The sequence below is a fragment of the Bartonella silvatica genome, assembly GCF_040545155.1.
Classification (GTDB): domain Bacteria; phylum Pseudomonadota; class Alphaproteobacteria; order Rhizobiales; family Rhizobiaceae; genus Bartonella; species Bartonella silvatica.
The window spans coordinates 24,352-44,665 of record NZ_JBEPLI010000003.1 but is presented as its reverse complement, the minus strand read 5'-3'; the positions used below and the strand labels follow the sequence as shown (position 1 = coordinate 44,665).

At 38.5% G+C, this 20,314-nt stretch carries 19 protein-coding genes; 12 read left to right on the top strand and 7 right to left on the bottom strand.

Going from position 1 to position 20,314, the window contains the following annotated elements:
* The first annotated feature begins 81 nt into the window (after window positions 1–81).
* The 6 genes from lepB to panB are packed head-to-tail and all read left to right on the top strand — an operon-like array spanning window position 82 to window position 4,926.
* Window positions 82–894 (top strand): signal peptidase I, encoded by an 813-nt coding sequence (gene lepB, locus ABID23_RS02640; RefSeq protein ID WP_354189059.1) that lies wholly within the window; start codon window positions 82–84, stop codon window positions 892–894.
* On the top strand, window positions 875–1,588 hold the full coding sequence (rnc, locus tag ABID23_RS02635) for a ribonuclease III (protein ID WP_354189057.1): 714 nt from the start codon (window positions 875–877) through the stop codon (window positions 1,586–1,588). The genes lepB and rnc overlap by 20 nt, the downstream gene beginning before the upstream one ends.
* Window positions 1,572–2,477, top strand: coding sequence for a GTPase Era (gene era / locus ABID23_RS02630; protein WP_354189055.1), 906 nt, complete (start codon window positions 1,572–1,574; stop codon window positions 2,475–2,477). The genes rnc and era overlap by 17 nt, the downstream gene beginning before the upstream one ends.
* 1 nt (window position 2,478) lies before the next feature.
* Window positions 2,479–3,210 carry a DNA repair protein RecO gene (recO, locus tag ABID23_RS02625; RefSeq protein WP_354189053.1) on the top strand — a complete coding sequence of 244 codons (732 nt, stop codon included), beginning with the start codon at window positions 2,479–2,481 and terminating at the stop codon, window positions 3,208–3,210.
* A gap of 43 nt (window positions 3,211–3,253) precedes the next feature.
* Window positions 3,254–4,114, top strand: a complete 861-nt coding sequence (gene panC / locus ABID23_RS02620; protein WP_354189051.1) for a pantoate--beta-alanine ligase — start codon at window positions 3,254–3,256, stop codon at window positions 4,112–4,114.
* A complete protein-coding gene (gene panB, locus ABID23_RS02615) occupies window positions 4,111–4,926 on the top strand; it encodes a 3-methyl-2-oxobutanoate hydroxymethyltransferase (RefSeq protein ID WP_354189049.1) in 816 nt (271 codons plus the stop codon). The genes panC and panB overlap by 4 nt, the downstream gene beginning before the upstream one ends.
* Before the next feature lie 364 nt (window positions 4,927–5,290).
* On the opposite strand, the gene ABID23_RS02610 is transcribed toward panB, so the two are convergent.
* Both ABID23_RS02610 and ygfZ read right to left on the bottom strand, forming a co-directional pair.
* Entirely contained in the window at window positions 5,291–5,908 is a 618-nt protein-coding gene (locus ABID23_RS02610) for a YfbR-like 5'-deoxynucleotidase (protein WP_354189047.1), read from the bottom strand.
* A complete protein-coding gene (ygfZ, locus tag ABID23_RS02605; RefSeq protein WP_354189044.1) occupies window positions 5,908–6,774 on the bottom strand; it encodes a CAF17-like 4Fe-4S cluster assembly/insertion protein YgfZ in 867 nt (288 codons plus the stop codon). Before ygfZ ends, ABID23_RS02610 begins: the two co-directional genes overlap by 1 nt.
* Window positions 6,775–6,837: 63 nt before the next feature.
* Between ygfZ and ABID23_RS02600 the strand changes: the two genes are divergently transcribed.
* Entirely contained in the window at window positions 6,838–8,166 is a 1,329-nt protein-coding gene (locus tag ABID23_RS02600) for a dihydroorotase (protein WP_354189042.1), read from the top strand.
* 115 nt (window positions 8,167–8,281) lie between these two features.
* On the opposite strand, the gene ABID23_RS02595 is transcribed toward ABID23_RS02600, so the two are convergent.
* Window positions 8,282–8,731, bottom strand: coding sequence for a TIGR02301 family protein (locus ABID23_RS02595; protein ID WP_354189040.1), 450 nt, complete (start codon window positions 8,729–8,731; stop codon window positions 8,282–8,284).
* Window positions 8,732–9,190: 459 nt separating this feature from the next.
* Between ABID23_RS02595 and cysS the strand changes: the two genes are divergently transcribed.
* The 5 genes from cysS to pssA all read left to right on the top strand — a co-directional run bounded on the left by cysS (window position 9,191) and on the right by pssA (window position 15,067).
* Window positions 9,191–10,699, top strand: a complete 1,509-nt coding sequence (gene cysS, locus ABID23_RS02590) for a cysteine--tRNA ligase (protein WP_354189038.1) — start codon at window positions 9,191–9,193, stop codon at window positions 10,697–10,699.
* A 41-nt stretch (window positions 10,700–10,740) separates the two neighbouring features.
* A complete protein-coding gene (locus ABID23_RS02585; protein WP_354189037.1) occupies window positions 10,741–11,412 on the top strand; it encodes a DUF421 domain-containing protein in 672 nt (223 codons plus the stop codon).
* Window positions 11,413–11,531: 119 nt separating this feature from the next.
* Entirely contained in the window at window positions 11,532–13,415 is a 1,884-nt protein-coding gene (locus tag ABID23_RS02580) for an ABCB family ABC transporter ATP-binding protein/permease (RefSeq protein ID WP_354189036.1), read from the top strand.
* Window positions 13,416–13,520: 105 nt separating this feature from the next.
* Complete coding sequence (locus ABID23_RS02575; RefSeq protein ID WP_354189034.1) at window positions 13,521–14,219, top strand: phosphatidylserine decarboxylase; 699 nt, start codon at window positions 13,521–13,523, stop codon at window positions 14,217–14,219.
* Between the two features lie 8 nt (window positions 14,220–14,227).
* On the top strand, window positions 14,228–15,067 hold the full coding sequence (gene pssA, locus ABID23_RS02570; RefSeq protein WP_354189032.1) for a CDP-diacylglycerol--serine O-phosphatidyltransferase: 840 nt from the start codon (window positions 14,228–14,230) through the stop codon (window positions 15,065–15,067).
* Window positions 15,068–15,899: 832 nt separating this feature from the next.
* On the opposite strand, the gene ABID23_RS02565 is transcribed toward pssA, so the two are convergent.
* From ABID23_RS02565 to radA, 4 genes are all read right to left on the bottom strand, one after another.
* Entirely contained in the window at window positions 15,900–16,649 is a 750-nt protein-coding gene (locus ABID23_RS02565; protein ID WP_354189030.1) for an SDR family NAD(P)-dependent oxidoreductase, read from the bottom strand.
* 2 nt (window positions 16,650–16,651) lie between these two features.
* Window positions 16,652–18,145 carry an amidophosphoribosyltransferase gene (purF, locus tag ABID23_RS02560; protein WP_354189028.1) on the bottom strand — a complete coding sequence of 498 codons (1,494 nt, stop codon included), beginning with the start codon at window positions 18,143–18,145 and terminating at the stop codon, window positions 16,652–16,654.
* Between the two features lie 75 nt (window positions 18,146–18,220).
* A complete protein-coding gene (locus ABID23_RS02555) occupies window positions 18,221–18,796 on the bottom strand; it encodes a CvpA family protein (RefSeq protein WP_354189026.1) in 576 nt (191 codons plus the stop codon).
* Between the two features lie 129 nt (window positions 18,797–18,925).
* Window positions 18,926–20,314, bottom strand: coding sequence for a DNA repair protein RadA (gene radA, locus ABID23_RS02550; protein WP_354189024.1), 1,389 nt, complete (start codon window positions 20,312–20,314; stop codon window positions 18,926–18,928).

The following is a 20,314-nucleotide window of genomic DNA, read 5'->3' as shown; positions in this document are numbered from 1 at the left end:
ATATTGTGAGAGATTGTGCCTTTGTTATTTGAATATTATAATAAAAAGTGAATTATAGCTGTGATTGGAAGGGTGTCTGTAATGATCCAGAAAGAGAAAATGCATAAAAAAGAAGAAAAAGGTGGAATTCTTGAACTTATTCTTGTTCTAATACAAGCTCTGTTTTTAGCGGCGCTTATTCGGACACTTTTTTTTCAGCCTTTCAGTATTCCTTCCGGTTCAATGCGTCCCACTTTACTTGTGGGTGATTATCTATTCGTTTCTAAATATGCATATGGATATTCTCATTTTTCCATCCCCTTTTCTCCTCCTATTTTTTCGGGCCGTATTTTTGCTTCTCAGCCTCAGCGTGGAGATGTGGTGGTTTTTCGTTTACCAAGCGATCCAAATATTGATTATATAAAACGTGTTGTTGGTTTACCAGGTGACCGTATACAAGTTCGTCAAAGTGTCCTTTATATTAACGATGTTGCTGTTTCACGTCAATTTATGGGGAAAGTTAATGATCCTGATATAACGGAAGTTCATAATCCAGTTTCTGTTTACCGCGAGACAATGCCTAATGGTGTGAGCTACGATACACTTGATTTAGCTTTTATCCCAGAAGTTGATGACACAAAAGTTTTTGAAGTGCCCGCGGGACATTATTTCATGATGGGTGATAATCGTGACAATTCAGATGATAGCCGTTTAGATGTAGGTTATGTTCCAGAAGAAAATCTTATTGGTCGGGCAAGTGTGATTTTTTTCTCTATTCGGAATGGTTCAAGTGCTTGGCAGATTTGGCGGTGGCCATTTGATGTGCGTTGGCAGCGTTTATTTTCTTTGATTAATACTGTTCATGATCTACCACTTCTCAAGCAAGGAAACAGTGATGAAGCGTTCAGTGATTGATCAGCTTGAAAAGCTAACAGGTCATCATTTTAAAGATGAAGAAAGGTTAAAAAGGGCATTAACACATTCGAGTGTACAAAATTCAGAACAGGGAGATTATGAACGGCTTGAATTTCTAGGTGATCGTGTTCTGGGGCTTTTAATTGCAGAAATGCTGTATCAACTTTTTCCGCAGGCAAGCGAAGGTGAGTTATCGGTACGCTTAAACGGTTTAGTCAATGCGCAGACATGTTCCCAGATTGCGCGAGAGATGGGGTTGCCTAAGATGACCCGTGTTGGTTTTGAGATGAAAAATTTCGAAGGGCGTCGACTGATCAATATGCATGCTGACGTTTTAGAAGCTTTGATTGCTGTGATGTATCTGGATGGAGGATTAAAAAGTGTTCGTCCTTTTATCCAAAGATATTGGCAAGGTTTGGCAAAACAAATGGATGCGGCTCGGCGTGATGCTAAGACAGAGTTACAAGAATGGGCACATATACAGGGGAATATACAGCCACATTATCGTGTTATAAAGCGTTCTGGTCCAGATCATGATCCTATTTTTATGGTAGAAGTAAGTATTTCCGGTTTTGCTCCAGAAATTGGGCAGGGCAGCTCTAAGAGATATGCTGAAAGAATGGCCGCTGAGAAAATTTTACGACGAGAAGGTATATGGAAAACAATGGAAAATAATCATGAATCAAGTGATTAAGACGCGTTCTGGTTTTGTTGCGCTTATTGGAATGCCAAACGCCGGAAAGTCGACGTTAGTGAATCAGTTAGTGGGAACAAAAGTTTCAATTGTAACGCATAAGGTACAAACAACACGAACTGTAATACGTGGTATTGTTATTCATAATAATACACAAATTGTGTTTCTTGATGCACCAGGTGTTTTTCATCCCCGAAAGCGATTAGAACGTGCGATGGTATCTGCAGCTTGGGGAAGCGCTAAGAGTGCTGATGTTTTGCTTGTTTTGGTTGACACTCAAAGCGGTCTTTCAAGCGATGTTTACGCAATGTTAGACATTGTAAAAGATATGAAACAAGATAAGATTCTTGTCCTTAATAAAATTGATACAATTGCGAAAGAATCTCTTCTGGCGTTAACAGCAGAGATTAATGAACGCGTGAGATTTTTGCAGACATTTATGATTTCTGCTTTAAACGGCTCTGGCTGTAAAGATTTGCTTCATGGATTGAGTTCAATGATGCAGGAGGGGCCATGGTATTATCCAGAGGATCAAATTTCGGATATGCCTATGCGCCATCTTGCAGCTGAAATTACACGGGAAAAGCTTTTTCTTCGTCTTCACGATGAGCTGCCTTATTCTTCGACAGTTGAAACAGAAAGTTGGGAAGAGCGTTCAGATGGTTCTGTTAAAATCAATCAAGTTATTTACGTAGAGCGTGATAGCCAGAAAAAAATTGTTTTAGGAGCAAAAGGCGATACCATTAAAGCGATTGGACAGGCATCACGTAAGGAGTTAATGGAAGTCATGGATCAGAAAGTTCATCTTTTTCTTTTTGTAAAAGTGCGTGATAATTGGGAGTGTGATCCAGAACGTTACCGCGAAATGGGGTTGGATTTTCTAAAATAAAATGAAATGGAAAGAACAAGCTATTATCCTTGGTACACGCCAATATGGTGAAACAAGTGTTATTCTTGAGGTTATGACACGTCAGCATGGCCGTTATATGGGAGTAGTAAAAGGAGGGCGTTCGCGTCGTATGGCAGCTCTTCTTCAACCTGGGAATTTTGTTGAAGCTGAATGGTGGGCACGTTTAGACGAACATTTAGGACTTTTTCGCCTTGAAGCACTTCATTTGTATGCAGCACGTTTAATCATTTTACCAGAAGCGCTTTATGCTTTACAATTAATAGCATTTCATTTGCGTCTTCTTCCTGAGCGTGATCCACACCCCATTTTATATGATATGCTACATCTTTTTATGCAAAACTTTGATGAACTACCGGTCATCGCAGAACTGCTTGTACGTTTTGAAATGCGGCTTCTTGAAGAAATTGGTTTTGGTCTTGATTTATCTCATTGTGCTGCAACAGGTCGTCAAGAAAAACTTTATTATGTGTCACCCAAATCAGGACGAGCTGTGTGCGAGGAAGCAGGATATCCTTGGAAAAAAAAACTTTTAACTCTACCACAATTTCTTGTGAAAAGAGAGACACGTCCTACAAGTTTTCGTGACATCATAAATGGTTTTACTTTAACAGGTTTCTTTTTAATGCGTCATGTTTGGGAGCCACGTGCTATAAGACAACCATCGGTGCGCATGAACTTTATACAGTTATTTGAGCAACGCTCCCGTACATAAGTATGAATTTCTTAATGTACAAAATAATGATAAGAATTTGAAAATGCAAATTTTAAAAACAATTACTGAAGTACGCCAATATCTTGCGGAAGAAAGACATTTAGGGTTTTCAATTGGTTTTGTTCCTACTATGGGGGCATTGCATGAAGGGCACCTTGCATTAGTCCAGAAAGCAAGGCGAGTATGTGACCGAGTATTGGTTTCTATTTTTGTTAATCCAAAGCAATTTGGTCCTGATGAGGACTTTAATCAATATCCAAGAGACTTGATGGGCGATTGTGCTTTATTAAAAAAAGCCGGTGTTGAATATGTTTTTGCGCCTTCTGTAGAAGAGATGTGGCCATCGGGAAATGAGACGATCGTAAAAGTGGAAAAATTGTCGCGTATTTTAATTGGAAAGTTACGTCCAGGGCATTTTTGTGGTGTAACGAGTGTTGTTGCTAAGCTTTTTAATATTGTTCAGCCAGATAAGGCTTTTTTTGGAGAAAAGGATTTTCAACAAATTGTAATTATTCGGCGTATGGTTGAAGATTTAGCTTTTCCTGTTAAGATTGTTGGAGTTCCTATTCTACGTGAAGCAGATGGTGTTGCGCACTCTTCACGCAATCAGTCTTTAACATTAGAAGACCGTAAAGCTGCCAAAATTATTCCTGAAAGTGGGAAAGCTGCTGAGAAACTTTACCATAAAGGTGAACGGTCGGTTGATAAATTATGCAAAACGGTTCGTGATATTTTACAGAAAGAGCCACGCGCGATTATTGAAGCAGTCGATTTACGAGATATGGAAACTTTATGCGAGGTCAAAGGAAAATTGGATAAACCTGCAGTTTTACTCCTTACTGTTCGTTTTGGTGAGGTGAGACTTATCGATCAATATATATTACAAGAGAAAGCTGGAAAATGAGTGTTCATAAAACTATAAAGCGTATAACCACTTCTGAAATACGATCAAGAAAAGGGCAAGAGCCGATCGTTTCTCTCACAGCTTATCAGGCTTATACTGCACGAATTGCTGATCCATATTGTGACTTTCTTTTAGTTGGTGATAGTCTTGGTATGGTTGTATATGGATTTGAGACAACACTTCCTGTTAATTTAGAGATGATGATTTTGCACGGGCAGGCTGTCGTACGTGGATCTAAAAGAGCACTTGTGGTTGTTGATATGCCTTTTGGTTCTTATGAAGAAAGCCCAGAACAAGCTTTTTTGAATGCATCACGTGTTCTTGCACAAACAGGGTGTGGTGCAGTTAAGCTTGAAGGCGGTGTTTATATGGCAGAAACAATAGATTTTTTGTGTGAACGCGGCATTCCAGTGATGGGGCATATTGGTCTGACTCCACAGGCAGTGAATCGTTTTGGTGGTTTTAAGACACAAGGGCGCAACGAAAGCGATTGGCAAAGAATTGAAGCTGATGGAGCAGCAATTGAAGAAGCAGGCGCTTTTGCTGTTGTTGTGGAGGGGGTTGTTGAACCTTTAGCGGTGAAGCTTACAAAAAAACTTTCTATTCCAACGATTGGTATTGGTGCATCCAATCAGTGTGATGGGCAAGTGTTGGTGATGGAAGATATGTTGGGTTATGGTGCACATGTTCCTAAATTTGTTCGTCGTTACGGTACTCTTGAACAAGCGATGGAGTTGGCGATTAAGAATTATGCAGAGGATGTCATAGCTCGTAGTTTTCCAGCAGATAACGAAGTTTACAAGCTAAAATAAAATCCAGTTTATATAAAAAGCGTAAAAGGCAAATATTTGTTATCGTTCTTGGATACGGAGTGTTTGCTTGTTCATGTATTTTTCGTTGTATTCAATGCTGACTGCGATTCTTACTACCTTAGAGAATAAACAAAGGCTCTTTGAGTTCTTATTGAGACTATGTCCCAATAATGTCTGCTTTTGCTAAACTGAGATGACACGTTACGATAAAAATAAATTGGTAGAGTAAAAATCTTTATAGAACAATGGGTAAAAGAAAAGAATTTATTTTTTATGGTTATATTAAAATAATTGTTAAGAGTGTAAACTTCTTATTTTTTCGGTAAAGACAATAAAATATGAGGAATGATGATAGAGTATATTGCTATGATCTCTGAGCATCAAGGATGCTAAACCGTGTTAAGAAAGCCTTTTCAATTTTCTGTGTAGGATAGGGCTGCAAATCCAGTTCATCGGGTAAGATATTATTTGGAAAACCAAAATAGCGAAGAGCCTCTTCTGTATGAAATCCCGCAACTGTAATGGCTTCGTAGAATGCAGCAATACGGTCGGCTTGTTTGATTTTTTTTAAAAGCTTTTGAGAAGGATCAACGAGAAGGGAAAAACGCATATGAATAGCATCTTGTATACGTTTTTCAATGATCTCATATTGTTTGCCTATAACAGCTTTAAAGGGTGAAATGATATCACCAATGACATATTCTGGTGCATCATGAAGAAGGGCATATAGGCAGTCACGACTGTGCGATTGAGGATAGAGTTGTCGAAAAATTTGTTCTACTACAAGTGAATGTTGTGCAACAGAATAAGCATGTTCTCCCTGTGTTTGACCGTTCCAACGTGCAACGCGGGCAAGTCCATGAGCAATATCTTCGATTTCAATATCAAAAGGAGAAGGATTCAGCAAATCAAGCCGTCGGCCAGAGAGCATTCTTTGCCATGCGCGTGCTTCTCCATTTTGTGATAATTCAGCCTTAGCCATTAGTGCATTTCCACAGTGTTTTCAGGAAAAGTAAAATTCATATTTTCTGCGATGTTGATGGTGACAGGAACATTTTTTACTGTAAATGGGATATTATTATCCATGGCATCTTTGACATGGTCAATACGCATTAAAGCGAGAGCTTCGTTTGCAGTACATGTTCTCAAGTCACCCAGTACTTTTGTCCCTGCCTCAACGTGAGAACCTGGGGTTAATTCATGCTGACTTTTTACGATTAAAATGCGGCGACGTGCTGCGCGGCGATGATGCATTCGTGAAACAATTTCTTGTCCAATATAACACCCTTTGTTAAAGGCCAGCCCATTGATTTGATCGTAATTAATATCGTGCGGAAAGACTTTACCTATTTCATAGTCTTGACCACTTTCTGCAATTGCGTAGCGAATACGCAATCGATTCCAATCATCATGGTACTCTGAAGCAAAAAAAGGTGTTTTTCCATATATTCGTATTATTTTTTCCTTTTGTGGAAAGCGTTTATCAACAAAACTTGAATCAAAATTTGAAGGATCTGATTCATGATTCCAATAAATTGTAACAACATCTTGTAATGGTTGTGTAATTTCTACTTTTCGATGCAGTTTATAGAGGAGTAGACGTTTGTAGAAAGTGTCAGATAAAAAGTCAGAAATATCAATCAGATAACCGTCATCTATTTTGCCTATAAGAAAATCAGCAATAACTTTTCCCTGTGGGGAAAGGAGAGCTCCAGGAAAAATTTCTTGTGAATCGATTTTTGTCACATCTGTTGTGATAAGAGTCTGCAAAAAATGTGTTGCTTCTTCACCCGTAATTCTAATAACCTTACGGTTATTTAAAAGAATGGCATTTTGTTTTTCAACCATGATTCTTGCCTTTCTACCCAAAGTTACATAATCAATAAAAAATGATATGTGAGGAGCACGGCCATGTTTAAAACATTTGATACAATTTTAAAAGGCGCAATAGTTGTAAATCATGATGGAAGTATTGAGCGTGATATTGGTATTACAAATGGTCGTATTGCTGAAATTGGTGACTTGAGATCTACATCCGCTGGTGAAGTGATTGACTGTACGGGGTTGCATATTTTGCCCGGAATTATCGATAGTCAGGTTCATTTTCGTGAGCCAGGAAATGAACATAAGGAAGATTTAGAAAGTGGTTCTTATTCTGCGGTTTTGGGAGGAGTTACAGCAGTTTTTGAAATGCCTAACACCAATCCATTAACCGTAACAGAAGAAGCTTTATCGGATAAGGTGAAACGTGGGTTTCATCGGATGCATTGTGACTTCGCGTTTTGGGTTGGAGGAACGCATGAAAATGCACATGAGTTGGGGGAATTAGAAAGACTTCCTGGTGCTGCGGGTATTAAAGTATTTATGGGGTCTTCTACTGGTGACCTTTTAGTAGATAATGATGAGGGGGTGCGTCTTATTTTGAAGAATACGCGTCGTCGTGCAGCTTTTCACTCTGAAGATGAGACAAGGCTTAAAGAGCGTAGAGTATTGCGCGTTGAAGGGGATGCATCGTCACATCCGGTTTGGCGTGACGAGATTGCAGCATTAAAATGCACCCAGCGTTTGGTAAAAATTGCACATGAAACGAAGGCACGCATTCATGTATTACATCTTTCTACGGCAGAGGAAATTGATTTTCTAAGAAAACATAAAGATGTCGCAACGATTGAAGTGACGCCACATCATTTAACTTTAACCGCTGATGATTATCAGCAGCTTGGTACATTGATTCAGATGAACCCACCAATTCGTGAGAGTCGACACTATGAGTCTCTTTGGCATGGAGTTCAGCAGGGTATTGTCGATGTTTTAGGCTCTGATCACGCTCCTCATACGCTTGAAGAAAAACTCCAACCTTATCCTACCTCACCTTCAGGAATGACAGGAGTGCAAACAACAACAGCCATTATGCTTACACATGTCAATGCGGGGAAAATATCTCTTGAACGTTTTGTTGATCTCACTTCCCATGGTCCCAGCCGTATTTTTGGTATAAGCTGCAAAGGGCGTATTGCTGTGGGATATGATGCTGATTTTACAATTGTTGATCTTAAACGGGAAGAAATGATTACGAATGCGTTAATTGGTTCACGTACAGGTTGGACGCCTTATGATGGCAAGAAGGTTAAAGGCTGGCCTGTTGGCACTATTGTTCGTGGTATGCGCGTCATGTGGGAAGGCGAAATTGTTACACCTTCGCAAGGTGAGCCTGTTAAATTTTTAGAAGCTTTAACGTAATCAAACAATGACGACCTTATAAAATAATTTTATGTACACAGAAGGTGTTTAAGGTGATTTTGTCATAAGAAAATAAAAGCATACTGAGATGTGGTGCTTTAACTATTGCCATAGTTTATAACTGAGATGATTTATTGATCGCTTCACTTTTAAAAATATGATCAGTTTGAAAGTTTGATAATTTTTGTTCCGGTTGATTATTATAATGCATGAGAAAGTTTTCAGATAAGACTCTTCCTTCTTTAATATATCTTCGATTTGCTTCAATTGCTGTTTGAGTGCAACGATGGTAATTTGCTGAAAAAGCACGATACGCTTCATTAAATGCTTCATAAAAATAGGCGCGTCTTTCTGGATTTGGTTGTTCTGACTCAATCAGGGCTTGCATATAATCATACCATTGGTTTGTTGGCATACTGCAAAGATTTTGTAGATAATGCAAGGATCCCAAAATTTCTGCGAGTCGGAGTAGTTTTTCCTCATAGGGTGGTTGTTGTTGTGCAAAAGTTGGTATAGTTGTTAAAAAAAATATTAAAAAAATTTTATTTATCAATAAATTACGCATTTATGTGTTCGCTTCCTATTTCATAAATCTTTGTATGATTTATAACCACAGATCGAATGGTTTGTGTGCTATGAGCAATAAGGGGTGTATCCTAAAATTTAGGGCGTAAAGGGTAATCGGAAAAGTGTCATAGAAATATTGAAGATTCTAGTGGTGCTTTGCGTAATTAAAATTTTCTGTATGTAATGTAAATTAACACTATATCGCGCATCGTAGATTTTTGTCCGTGATAATTTTTTCATAAGAGTCAAGTAGGTATTTATAGGATACTCTTATTTCAATCAAACAAACTGGATTGTTTTTATAACAGATGCTGGATACAGATGAGATACCATAGGTGACTGTGGGAATTTTGTGTAAGATACGTAAAGATTCTGGTTTAAACAGCATAAATGCAATGATTTAGGGTGGGATATATCTAAAAGAGCGGTGAGTAAGACTGCTAACGGAGTATAATGTATGAGAGAGCTGCGATTTTATAACACGCTGACACGTAAAAAAGAAAACTTTACCCCAATAGATGTGGCGAAAGTACGTCTTTATGTTTGTGGCCCAACCGTTTACGATTATGCCCATATAGGGAATGCACGTCCTGTCATTGTTTTTGATGTTTTATTTCGTTTATTGCGTCATGTTTATGGCAATGACCATGTTATATATGCGCGTAATATTACAGATGTAGATGACAAAATTAATGCACGAGCAGCTTGCAAATATCCCAAATTAGCCCTTAATGAAGCTATTCGTCGCTTGACAGATCGTACATATTCTCAATTTCAGCAAGATACAATAGCACTTGGATGTTTATTGCCAACCAGTCAACCGCGCGCGACGGATCACTTAGACGAAATGCGCTCTTTGATTGAAAGATTGCTTGAAAAGGGACATGCTTATAAAGCAGAAAATCATATATTATTTTCTGTAAACAGCGTAAAAAAACCTCCTTATTATGGGACATTTGCAAAACGTTCATTGGATGAAATGAGAGCAGGGGCGCGTGTCGATGTTGCTGCTTATAAAAGGGAGGAAATGGATTTTGTTTTGTGGAAGCCATCTGCGGAGGGAGAACCAGGATGGGTATCGCCGGCAGGAATTCCTGTTTTAGGTCGCCCCGGTTGGCATATTGAATGTTCTGCTATGTCAATGGCAAAACTATTGGAGCCCTATGGTGGTGGTTTGGCTTGTGATGGTCCACTAGAAAATATTTTTGATATCCACGGCGGTGGACTTGATTTGATTTTTCCTCATCATGAAAATGAAATAGCACAAAGTTGTTCAGCTTTTGGAACTGAACGAATGGCTAATTTTTGGATGCATAATGGTTTTTTACAGGTTGAAGGAAAAAAGATGTCTAAAAGCCTTGGAAATTTTATCACTATTCGTTCTGTTTTAGAGAGTGATTTTTTTGAACTGAATGATGTTTTTTCAAGTGAAATTAGGCAAAGTTGGGCTGGTTTATCTGCACGTTTTTCGATGTTACAAACACATTATCGAGAACCATTAAATTGGACAGCTGAGCGTTTAGCCCATTCCAGTGGTGAGCTGTACCGTTGGTACGAATTTCTCCGTGGTGAAAAGGGGTGTGTGGAGAATAGTGAAGCTCTTGATACCACTTTGATAGATGCACTAAGTGATGATCTTAACACTCCAAATGCATTTACTTTTTTGCGAAAGTTTTACAAAATAGGTGATGCTGTAGCACTTGCAAATGGGATGAGTTTATTGGGGTTATTACGCCAAGAGTGGATTCGAGAGGTGGATTGTCCATTATTTACAAAAAAAACTTCTCTTGATTCAAAATTTATTAAACAACGCATTGTCGAAAGGTTACGGCATATCCATAATAAAGAGTGGGCAGCTGCGGATATCATTCGTGATGAGCTTGCAACTGAGGGGATTATTTTAAAAGATAAAAAAGATCCACAGACTGGTGAGCGTATAACGATATGGGAAGTGAAACGATTATAAAGTTCGTATTTTAGCAGCTCTCATAAAAAAGGGAGAATGTGATGGAACTCATCTATAATTACGGATATATTGCACTAAAGTTAGCTGTTGGTCTTGTTGCCTTTTTATTCATTTTAAGAACGACGGGTCGTGGTAGTCTTAGTCAAATGACCCCTATTGATTTAATCAGCAACTTTGTTATGGGGGGGATTATTGGAGGGGTTATTTATAATCCGAATATTAGTAGTGTCCGATTATTGGTTGTTTTGTGTATTTGGCAGGCTTTGGTAACATCTCTTAATGTATTTGCACGCTATTCAATTTTTTTTCGTCGTCTTGTTACAGGGCAAAATGTTACATTAGTTTTAGACGGTGTCTTCCGAATAGATAAAATTAAGAGTTTGGGTATTAGCGTCAATGATTTTATTACAATGTTGCGAATTAAAGGTTGTAGTTTACATGAAGCGGCTTTTGTTCATTTAGAAATCAATGGTGATTGCTCCGTTGTCAAAAAGGAAGAGGGCAAAAAGTCTGTTATTTTAGTACAAAATGGAGAATTTGTTGATAAGGGGCTTGAAGAGATTGGTAAATCAAAAACTTGGCTTCAAGAAGAATTAAAAAAGAAGCAGGTAAAGGTTGAGAGTTTATTTGCGGTAGAATGGTATGAACGTACAGAGCAAAATAATAAACCATATAAGGGATTATTTCTTGTTCCTTTTCCCAAAACAGTCTAACCTTGAAAATCCGTATGAACGCTGATTGGAAGCGTATAGAAAAGATAGTATGATCTTATATGGCAAGAGGGGGAATATTATAATGCCTGTTAAGGGGATAACAAAAAAGTAAGGCTTTTATGAAACGTAATGAAATGATAAAAACTGTGTCATCAGATACAGGACAAACTCTCCGCACACTTTATAATTTATGGCCTTATATGTGGCCATCAGATCGCCGCGATCTCAAAATGCGTGTTCTGTGGGCAATCTTTTATCTTGTTATAGCTAAGCTGATTCTCATATCTGTCCCCTATTTTTTTAAATATGCTACTGATACACTTGATATACGCTCTAAGTTCTTTACGTGGGGAACATCCAGTTGGGTTGCGCCTATTATGCTTGTTTTGGCATATAATGTTGCACGTATTGCCCAAGCTGGCTTTAATCAGTTGCGTGATTCTCTTTTTGCAACGGTTGGTCAACATGCTGTTCGTCAGTTAGCTTATAAAACCTTTATACATATTCATGAATTATCTTTGCGCTTTCATTTGGAAAAACGAATGGGGGGGCTTTCTCGTGTTATTGAGCGCGGGACAAAGGGAATTGAAGCTATTGTTAGGTTTTCAATTCTCAATACAGTGCCAACAGTTTTAGAGTTTATTTTAACAGCACTGGTATTTTATATAAGTTATGGATTGGATTATCTCCTTATAGTTGTAATAACGGTTGGTTTATACAGCTGGTTTACAATCAAGGCAAGCGATTGGCGGATTTCTATTCGACAAAAAATGAATACAGCAGACACTGAGGCGAATACACGCACTGTTGATTCTCTTTTGAATTTTGAAACAGTTAAGTATTTTAGTAATGAATCTTTAGAAGCATGTCGATTTGATAATTCTATGGCTAATTATGAGAAAGAGGCAACGAAGATTTGGACATCCTTAAGCTGGCTTAATTTGGGTCAGTCCCTTATTTTTGGTATTGGGATGATGATTTTAATGTTGATGTCAGCTTATGAGGTTTTACATGGGACACAAACTTTAGGAGATTTTGTTTTTATTAATGCGCTTTTAATGCAGCTTTCTATTCCACTGAATTTTATTGGTTCAATTTATCGTGATGTTCGACAAGGTTTAACTGATATTGAAGCCATGTTTGATGTTTTAGATGTTAAGCAAGAAATCGTTGATAAAGTAGATGCTAAACCATTGGTCGTGAATAGTGGCACTATTCGGTTTAATCAGGTAAAATTTTCCTATGATCCATCTCGCCAGATTTTGAAAGATATTGATTTTGAAATTCCTGGGGGCAAAACAGTTGCAATTGTTGGGCCCTCAGGCGCTGGTAAATCAACGATTTCTAGATTACTTTTTCGGTTTTACGATGTTGATGCTGGGGCCATCACAATTGATGGACAGGATATCCGTGATATAACGCAAAAGAGTTTGCGTGAAGCTATCGGTATGGTACCGCAGGATACAGTATTATTTAATGATACCATTGCATATAACATTTGCTATGGACGTCCAAATGCTAAGGATGAAGAGATGCGCGAAGCTGCGAAAATGGCACAAATATCAAATTTTATTGAGACTCTTCCAGAAGGATTTCAATCTATGGTAGGTGAACGGGGGCTAAAACTATCAGGTGGTGAAAAGCAACGTGTCGCTATTGCACGAACACTGTTAAAAGCCCCACCACTTCTTATTTTAGATGAGGCAACAGCAGCACTTGATACGGCAACGGAACAGGAAATTCAACAGGCATTGGATATCGTTAGTCGTGGACGTACGACATTGATTATTGCTCATCGTCTCTCTACCGTTATCAATGCTGATGAAGTTTTGGTTCTCAAAAATGGTCGTATTATTGAAAATGGAACACATGCAGAGCTTTTACATAAGAAAGGTTTATATGCTTCAATGTGGAACAAGCAACTTGAAGCATCGCAAGCTGAAGAAAAATTACGTAAAATGCGTGAAGAAGACGAGCTAGGGGTTGTTAATCGTAAAAAATAAGCTGCGTAAAATAAGCTTAAGCTTTATATGGAAAATATAAAAAATGAGGGAAGGAACAAAAAGATTTATGACTTGTTTAGATCATATCGATGAATAGGAAATTATATGAGTATTCTACAATCTGTCCATAATAGCTTTGTATCAATTCATAAAGAAGGTTACCCTTTCATTATAGCGTTTTTTGTTATTTCTCTGGTTCTTGGCTGGATATGGGAGCCGTTGTTTTGGTGTGGTCTTGTTCTCACAGTGTGGTGTATATATTTTTTTCGTGATCCAGATCGTGTGATTCCTCTGGATGAAAATTGGATTATATCTCCTGCTGATGGACGTATTTCATTCGTTGAACCATGTGTTCCACCTGAAGAATTGGGGTTAGGGAACCAAGAAATGATCCGTATTTCTGTGTTTATGGATATTTTTTCATGCCATATCAACCGTATTCCTATAAGTGGTACAATAGAATCGATTATGTATCGTCCAGGTCGGTTTATAAATGCTGAGCTTGATAAGGCGAGCCAGTTTAATGAGCGTAATGGGATAGTGATTGACAGTAAACATGGTAAAATTGGTGTGGTGCAGATAGCTGGGATGATTGCGCGCCGTATTGTTTGTTGGTCAAAAGAAAATGATGCCGTTATAACTGGAGAACGATTTGGTTTAATTCGTTTTGGTTCTCGGCTTGATATTTATATACCAACTGAGGTGAGACTGCGTGTTGCTGTTGGACAGACAGCAGTTGCGGGAGAAACAGTTTTGGCTTCTTTTGATGATAAGAGCGCTGCAATTGACTTCAGATTTGATTAGGACGAACAATGAAATTTTTTTCGCTATTTTCTTCATTCAACCCTGAGGGGCAGCATGATGATGTTGCAAGTCGGCGACGTTCGCCTACACCGATGCGATATGTCATTCCTAATATTATTACTATTTTGGCGATTTGTGCAGGAATGAGCAGTATTCGTTTGGCTTTTGAGCATCGCTATGAAGCGGCTATTTTAATGGTACTATTGGCAGCTGTTTTAGATGGTACTGATGGACGTATTGCTCGTCTGATGGATGGAAGTTCATCTTTTGGGGCGCAGATGGATTCTCTTGCTGATGTGGTTAATTTTGGTGTTGCACCTGCACTTATTGTTTACTCTTTTGTTTTGACACAGGCTCACCAAGTGGGTTGGGTTGCGGCGCTTGTTTATTGTGTTGCCTGTTGTTTGCGGTTGGCACGTTTTAACGTTATGTTGGACAATGCCAATTTACCAAAATGGAAAGAAAGTTATTTTATTGGTATTCCTGCGCCAGCAGGAGCATTGTTGCTTTTATTACCTATGTATTTAGGGGTTCTTGGTTTGGTGCCAAGCTGGAATTGGGCGTTATTTTTCAGTCTTTATACTGTGATTATTGCTTTTCTTTTGGTGAGTCGTTTACCGGTGTGGAATGCAAAAACAATTGATCAAAATTTGAGGCGTGATATCGTCGTACCAGCTATGCTGGGTGTTGTTATTTATGTAGGTTTTCTTGCAACCTATACGTGGCACACCTTATTGGTTACAGCTGTGGGCTATATGATCTTTCTTCCTTGTAGTTTTGTAGCTTATCATAAAAGAGCTACCTTAGAAGACGAAAAGGCCAACGATAAGACTATCCCAGAATCATAAGGCTTTTATTCTGTTTTTAAGGAGAGGGGAAGAGGAGAGAAACTCAATTCAGATTGGTTATTCTTTTCTGTATCTAGGAATAATAGAAGCACACTGTTTATGAGGAGGAGTATAATATTGCGCGGATCATTCATAAATTTATTTTTGAGAATTTTTCTTGTGGCGCCCAATCTTATTTCAAAACGGTGACTTTGAAGGATATAAATCATTCGCCTGCTTTAATGAGACACCTCTTACTGTATTCAAGCTCATATTGCGATATCATTTTGGTGAATGCTGTGGCATAAAAGCTATAGAATCACACTATTTTTATGCTTGTGAAAGAGCAAGTGGATGTCATTATTTTATGTTTTAATACATTGGATATCGCTATAACCTTTGCATTAAGTGGATTCATTAGGGCTATTTTTGATTTTTCTCATATCATTTTTGCTACACGTCAGCCCTATTTGTAACATGTAAGTGATTGATTTAATATAAATAGGTTTGAAATAAGAGCAGCCTATCTTATTAAGGAGGGATGTTTCAATGCTCATTTATATATACAAATCAATAAATTATATAATCAAAATCATTGTATAGTAACCATTAGGATGCTTATAAAGATATAAATGAACATGTTGTTGTATGAACATCAGCTTTTTTTAGATGTCATCAGTTCTTGTTTTGGGACACCACATGACAGGCACCTTTACTTGTTTCTTAACGCAATTTTATTACACGCGATCTAAGCAATTGGCTGCTTTTAACAATAGAAAGAGAAGAGATAGCACTACAATACTCAGAACTCCTATTTCATTTACAAAATAATAGTTTTTTGCAAATCGATATTTTAATCAGGTGCATGATAGTTCATGAATCTGTTTTTACGAACATTAAAAAGTCTGCCTGTCTCTTTTAAATCAGGTGAGCACAGATGCACTATCTTTGCAGCCACTTCCTGTGGTGAAGGAAGGGTTTGAGGGTCTTCTCCAGGCATGGCTTGGGCACGCATGGCAGTGCGTGTTGCACCAGGGTCCACGCAATTAACTTTAATAGGTGTTTGCTTTAATTCTTCAGCCCAACAACGACTAAGAGCTTCTAAAGCAGCTTTAGAAGCTGCATAAGGTCCCCAGAAAGCACGAGCAACATGAGCAACACTTGAGGATAGTAAAAGAGCTCGTCCAGCATCAGATTTTCGTAATAAGGGCTCAACGGCTTTCATTAAGCGCCATTGGCTTATAAGGTTCATTTGCAAAACATCTTCAAATACTGTCTTTTCAAGATGTGCTATTGGTGAAAGTGTTCCAAGAATCCCTGCATTCGCAACCATAATGTCAAGTTTTTTCCAGCGTTCAGCAATAGAAACGCTGAGAGTATCAATGCTGTCCATATGATGTAAGTCGAGTGGAACAAGCGTCGCATGGGCACCTTTTTCTCGAATTTGATTGTCAAGTTCAGTAAGTCCACTAACTGTTCGTGCGATAGCAATAATGTGAGCACCACGTGCAGCAAGTTCTAGTGCTAAATGGTAACCAATACCTTTTGAAGCACCGGTAACAAGTGCAACACGACCTAAAAGACTAAAATCAAATTTTACCATCACTAATCTCTTGTTTTAAGAACAGATGATTGATGAATTTGGGGTATATTGTCTTGATCTACCAGAGTTGTAGGATAATCTCCAGTAAAGTAATGGTCAGTAAATTGTGGATCAGCGTTATTTCTTTTTTCTCCTGAGACGGCCATATAAAGGCCATCTGTTGAAAGAAATTCTAATGAGTCAGCGCCTACATAATGACACATGGATTTTAAATCTGGATATTGATTAGCTAATAAGCTTTCAATATCAGGTGTATCAATGCCATAAAAATCTGGATAAAAAATCATAGGGCTCGAAATGCGCATATGGACCTCTTTTGCTCCTGAATCGCGAAGCATTCGCACAATTTTAAGGGATGTTGTCCCACGCACAATAGAATCATCAACGAGAATAACGCGTTTTCCTTCTATGACAGAACGATTTGCAGAATGTTTTAACTTTACACCAAAAGCACGAATTTGTTGTGTGGGTTCGATAAAGGTGCGACCAACATAGTGATTACGAATAATGCCAAGTTCAAAAGGAATTCCAATTTCTTGTGCATAGCCAATAGCAGCAGGCGTTCCACCATCAGGAACGGGAACAACGACATCACCTTCACAAGGAGCCTCTTGTGCTAAATGAATTCCCATATTTTTGCGGACTGTATAAACATTTCGTCCTCCAACAATTGAATCAGGACGTGCAAAATAGACATATTCAAAAAGGCAAAGCTTCTCTGGTTTTTGGTTTTCTGGTTTTATAATTTTTTTAGTAATTTCCCCATTTTTTTGTATTTCACATATAATAATTTCCCCATTTTGAACATCACGAATATATTTTGCACCAATGATATCAAGTGCACAGGTTTCAGAACAAAAAATAGGTTTTCCATCAAGTTCACCCATCACAAGAGGTCGAATACCTGTCGGATCGCGTGCAGCAATAAGTTTGGTACGTGTGAGTGCCAACATGGCATATCCACCTTTCACTTGCCGAATAGCATCAACAAAACGATCTGATGATGATTCATGACGCGAGCGTGCAATAAGATGAAGAAAAACTTCTGAATCTGATGTTGATTGACAGATAGCACCAGAAGCAATGAGTTCACGGCGTAGCGTAAGACCATTGGTAAGGTTGCCGTTATGGGCAATAGCAATACCTCCGGCTTTTAATTCAGCAAAGAGAGGTTGAACGTTGCGTAATGCTATTTCTCCAGTTGTTGAATAGCGCGTATGTCCGATAGCACGATTTCCTGGTAAACGAGCAAGTGTTGCAGGATTTGTATAGTGATCACCAACAAGACCAAGATGCTTTTCCTGATGAAACATTTTATTGTGGTAAGAAACGATTCCTGCTGCTTCTTGCCCACGATGCTGAAGTGCATGAAGCCCAAGGGCTGTTAATGTGGCTGCATCTTCATGACCAAGAATACCAAAAACACCACATTCCTCATGAAGGTTATCGTCATCCAGTGAAATAGCTTGGCAGGAAAAATCGCTTTTTGTCATCATATTCTTTCACTTGTGATATAGGAAATAATTATATTTATGTCCATTATTCAGAAACTTTCGTTCCTAACAAACGCTCTATGATTTTTCCAGATTATTTTTATAAGAGTGTATATTCTGTTTACTAACATCATCTTTTTTAAAAAAACTTTCTGTTTTTTCAAGAACAGTATCGAGATTTTTGGGGAGTATTTCCCAAACCTTCTGTCCCAGCGAATCTAAGAAAGGCCTTGTTACCGCATTCTTTAACCAATAAGCTTGGTGTTCAGGTTTTATAAGAGCATTTAAAAGTAATATGCCTATAACGACAATAAGTAAACCGCGGAGTGCTCCAAATATAAAACCAACCATACGATCAATGATACCAATTCGACTATCTATAATAAAATCGGAAATTTTCATTGTAATGATTGAAGTAATAATAAGAATAATAACAAAGATTGTGACCAGCGTTGTGATCAATGCAATCATTTTATTAGAGAGATAGTGTTCAAAGAAGGGTAATACAGGTTTGAATAAAAAGAGTGTGGCGACAGCCGCTATTGCCCAAGAAATCAAGGATAATACTTCGCGTGAAAAACCTCGGATCATAGCGAGAAAAGAGGATAACAGAATGACTGCTATGACAATTCCATCAAGGGTTGTTATGATCATTTGTTTGTTCCTTATAGATAAAGTTTTATTCTTTTAAGTTCGTATACAAATGCATTTCTTGTTATGCTATTTTTTATTCTTATAACAAGGGTATTTTTTATTTTATAGATTTTTTCTATACTATTATATCTATAGTGTAGATCGTTTTTTACCTGAAGTAATAGCGGCAACCAATTCAGGAAGGTCGGAGAATGTTTTTTGTTGAAAATGAGATAATTTTGCCATTTCTGTTGTTATGGTAGGGTGAATTGCTCCTTGAAAACCAAGCTTTTTTGCCTCATTGATGCGTTGTGCTGAATGTCCAACAGCGCGGGTTGCCCCTGAAAGGCTGATTTCACCAAAATAGACATAATCTATTGGAAGAGGAATGTTTGCAAGAGAGGATACCAAAGCTGATGCAACAGCTAAGTCTGCAGCTGGTTCTGATATACGATAGCCTCCTGCCACGTTAAGATAGACATCGTGTTGTCCAAAGCGGATACCACAATGAGCCTCTAAAACAGCAAGAATCATTGAAAGACGATTTCCATCCCACCCTACAACAGCGCGCCGCGGTGTTCCAAGTGAAGAGGGGGCAACAAGCGCTTGAATTTCGACTAATATTGGGCGTGTTCCTTCCATTCCTGCAAAAACAGCAGACCCTGGTGCTTTTTCATTCCGCTCACCCAGAAAGAGCTCAGATGGGTTGATGACTTCTTGTAATCCTTTATCAGACATTTCGAAAACGCCAATTTCATCCGTTGGTCCAAAGCGATTTTTTACAGTTCTCAAGATACGATAATGATGTCCACCTTCACCTTCAAAATAGAGAACACCATCAACCATATGTTCGACAACTCTGGGACCAGCAATTTGCCCATCTTTTGTAACATGGCCGACAAGAACAACGGCGGCTCCTGTTTTTTTTGCAAAACGGATCATTTCTTGAGCACCAATGCGCACTTGTGTAACGGTACCGGGTGCCGAATCAGCAGCATCTGACCATAAAGTTTGAATGGAATCGATAATAACCATATCAAGTTTTTTATGTTCACTTAAAGTTGCAAGAATATCTTCAACATTGGTTTCAGCGGCGAGCTTTACTTTTGTATGAGCAGCTCCAAGCCTTTGAGCACGTAAACAGATTTGCGCAATAGCTTCTTCCCCTGAAACATAGATGACATTATACCCCTGTTGTGATAATGCTGCTGCTGTTTGTGTCAGCAATGTCGATTTTCCAATACCAGGGTCTCCACCAACAAGGAGGGCCGATCCACGGACAAAGCCTCCACCAGTAACACGATCAAGCTCGGCAATACCAGAATGAATACGTGGCGCATCTTGAAGATCTCCAGAAAGAGACGTAAGTTTGACAACACGGCCTTTACGAACATTTTTCATAGGACCTGTACCGATTCCACTATTTACATTTTCTTCGATAAGAGAATTCCATTCGCCGCAAGAGCTACATTTTCCTGTCCAACGTGAATAGACAGTTCCACAGTTTTGGCAGATAAATTGAAGTCGATTACGTGCCAT

Excerpts from the sequence above, each read along its gene's own strand:
- lepB (WP_354189059.1), top strand. The coding sequence starts at position 82 with ATGATCCAGAAAGAGAAAATGCATAAAAAAGAAGAAAAAGGTGGAATT.
- rnc (WP_354189057.1), top strand. The coding sequence starts at position 875 with ATGAAGCGTTCAGTGATTGATCAGCTTGAAAAGCTAACAGGTCATCAT.
- era (WP_354189055.1), top strand. The coding sequence starts at position 1,572 with ATGAATCAAGTGATTAAGACGCGTTCTGGTTTTGTTGCGCTTATTGGA.
- recO (WP_354189053.1), top strand. The coding sequence starts at position 2,479 with ATGAAATGGAAAGAACAAGCTATTATCCTTGGTACACGCCAATATGGT.
- panC (WP_354189051.1), top strand. The coding sequence starts at position 3,254 with ATGCAAATTTTAAAAACAATTACTGAAGTACGCCAATATCTTGCGGAA.
- panB (WP_354189049.1), top strand. The coding sequence starts at position 4,111 with ATGAGTGTTCATAAAACTATAAAGCGTATAACCACTTCTGAAATACGA.
- ABID23_RS02610 (WP_354189047.1), bottom strand. The coding sequence starts at position 5,908 with ATGGCTAAGGCTGAATTATCACAAAATGGAGAAGCACGCGCATGGCAA.
- ygfZ (WP_354189044.1), bottom strand. The coding sequence starts at position 6,774 with ATGGTTGAAAAACAAAATGCCATTCTTTTAAATAACCGTAAGGTTATT.
- ABID23_RS02600 (WP_354189042.1), top strand. The coding sequence starts at position 6,838 with ATGTTTAAAACATTTGATACAATTTTAAAAGGCGCAATAGTTGTAAAT.
- ABID23_RS02595 (WP_354189040.1), bottom strand. The coding sequence starts at position 8,731 with ATGCGTAATTTATTGATAAATAAAATTTTTTTAATATTTTTTTTAACA.
- cysS (WP_354189038.1), top strand. The coding sequence starts at position 9,191 with ATGAGAGAGCTGCGATTTTATAACACGCTGACACGTAAAAAAGAAAAC.
- ABID23_RS02585 (WP_354189037.1), top strand. The coding sequence starts at position 10,741 with ATGGAACTCATCTATAATTACGGATATATTGCACTAAAGTTAGCTGTT.
- ABID23_RS02580 (WP_354189036.1), top strand. The coding sequence starts at position 11,532 with ATGAAACGTAATGAAATGATAAAAACTGTGTCATCAGATACAGGACAA.
- ABID23_RS02575 (WP_354189034.1), top strand. The coding sequence starts at position 13,521 with ATGAGTATTCTACAATCTGTCCATAATAGCTTTGTATCAATTCATAAA.
- pssA (WP_354189032.1), top strand. The coding sequence starts at position 14,228 with ATGAAATTTTTTTCGCTATTTTCTTCATTCAACCCTGAGGGGCAGCAT.
- ABID23_RS02565 (WP_354189030.1), bottom strand. The coding sequence starts at position 16,649 with ATGGTAAAATTTGATTTTAGTCTTTTAGGTCGTGTTGCACTTGTTACC.
- purF (WP_354189028.1), bottom strand. The coding sequence starts at position 18,145 with ATGATGACAAAAAGCGATTTTTCCTGCCAAGCTATTTCACTGGATGAC.
- ABID23_RS02555 (WP_354189026.1), bottom strand. The coding sequence starts at position 18,796 with ATGATCATAACAACCCTTGATGGAATTGTCATAGCAGTCATTCTGTTA.
- radA (WP_354189024.1), bottom strand. The coding sequence starts at position 20,314 with ATGGCACGTAATCGACTTCAATTTATCTGCCAAAACTGTGGAACTGTC.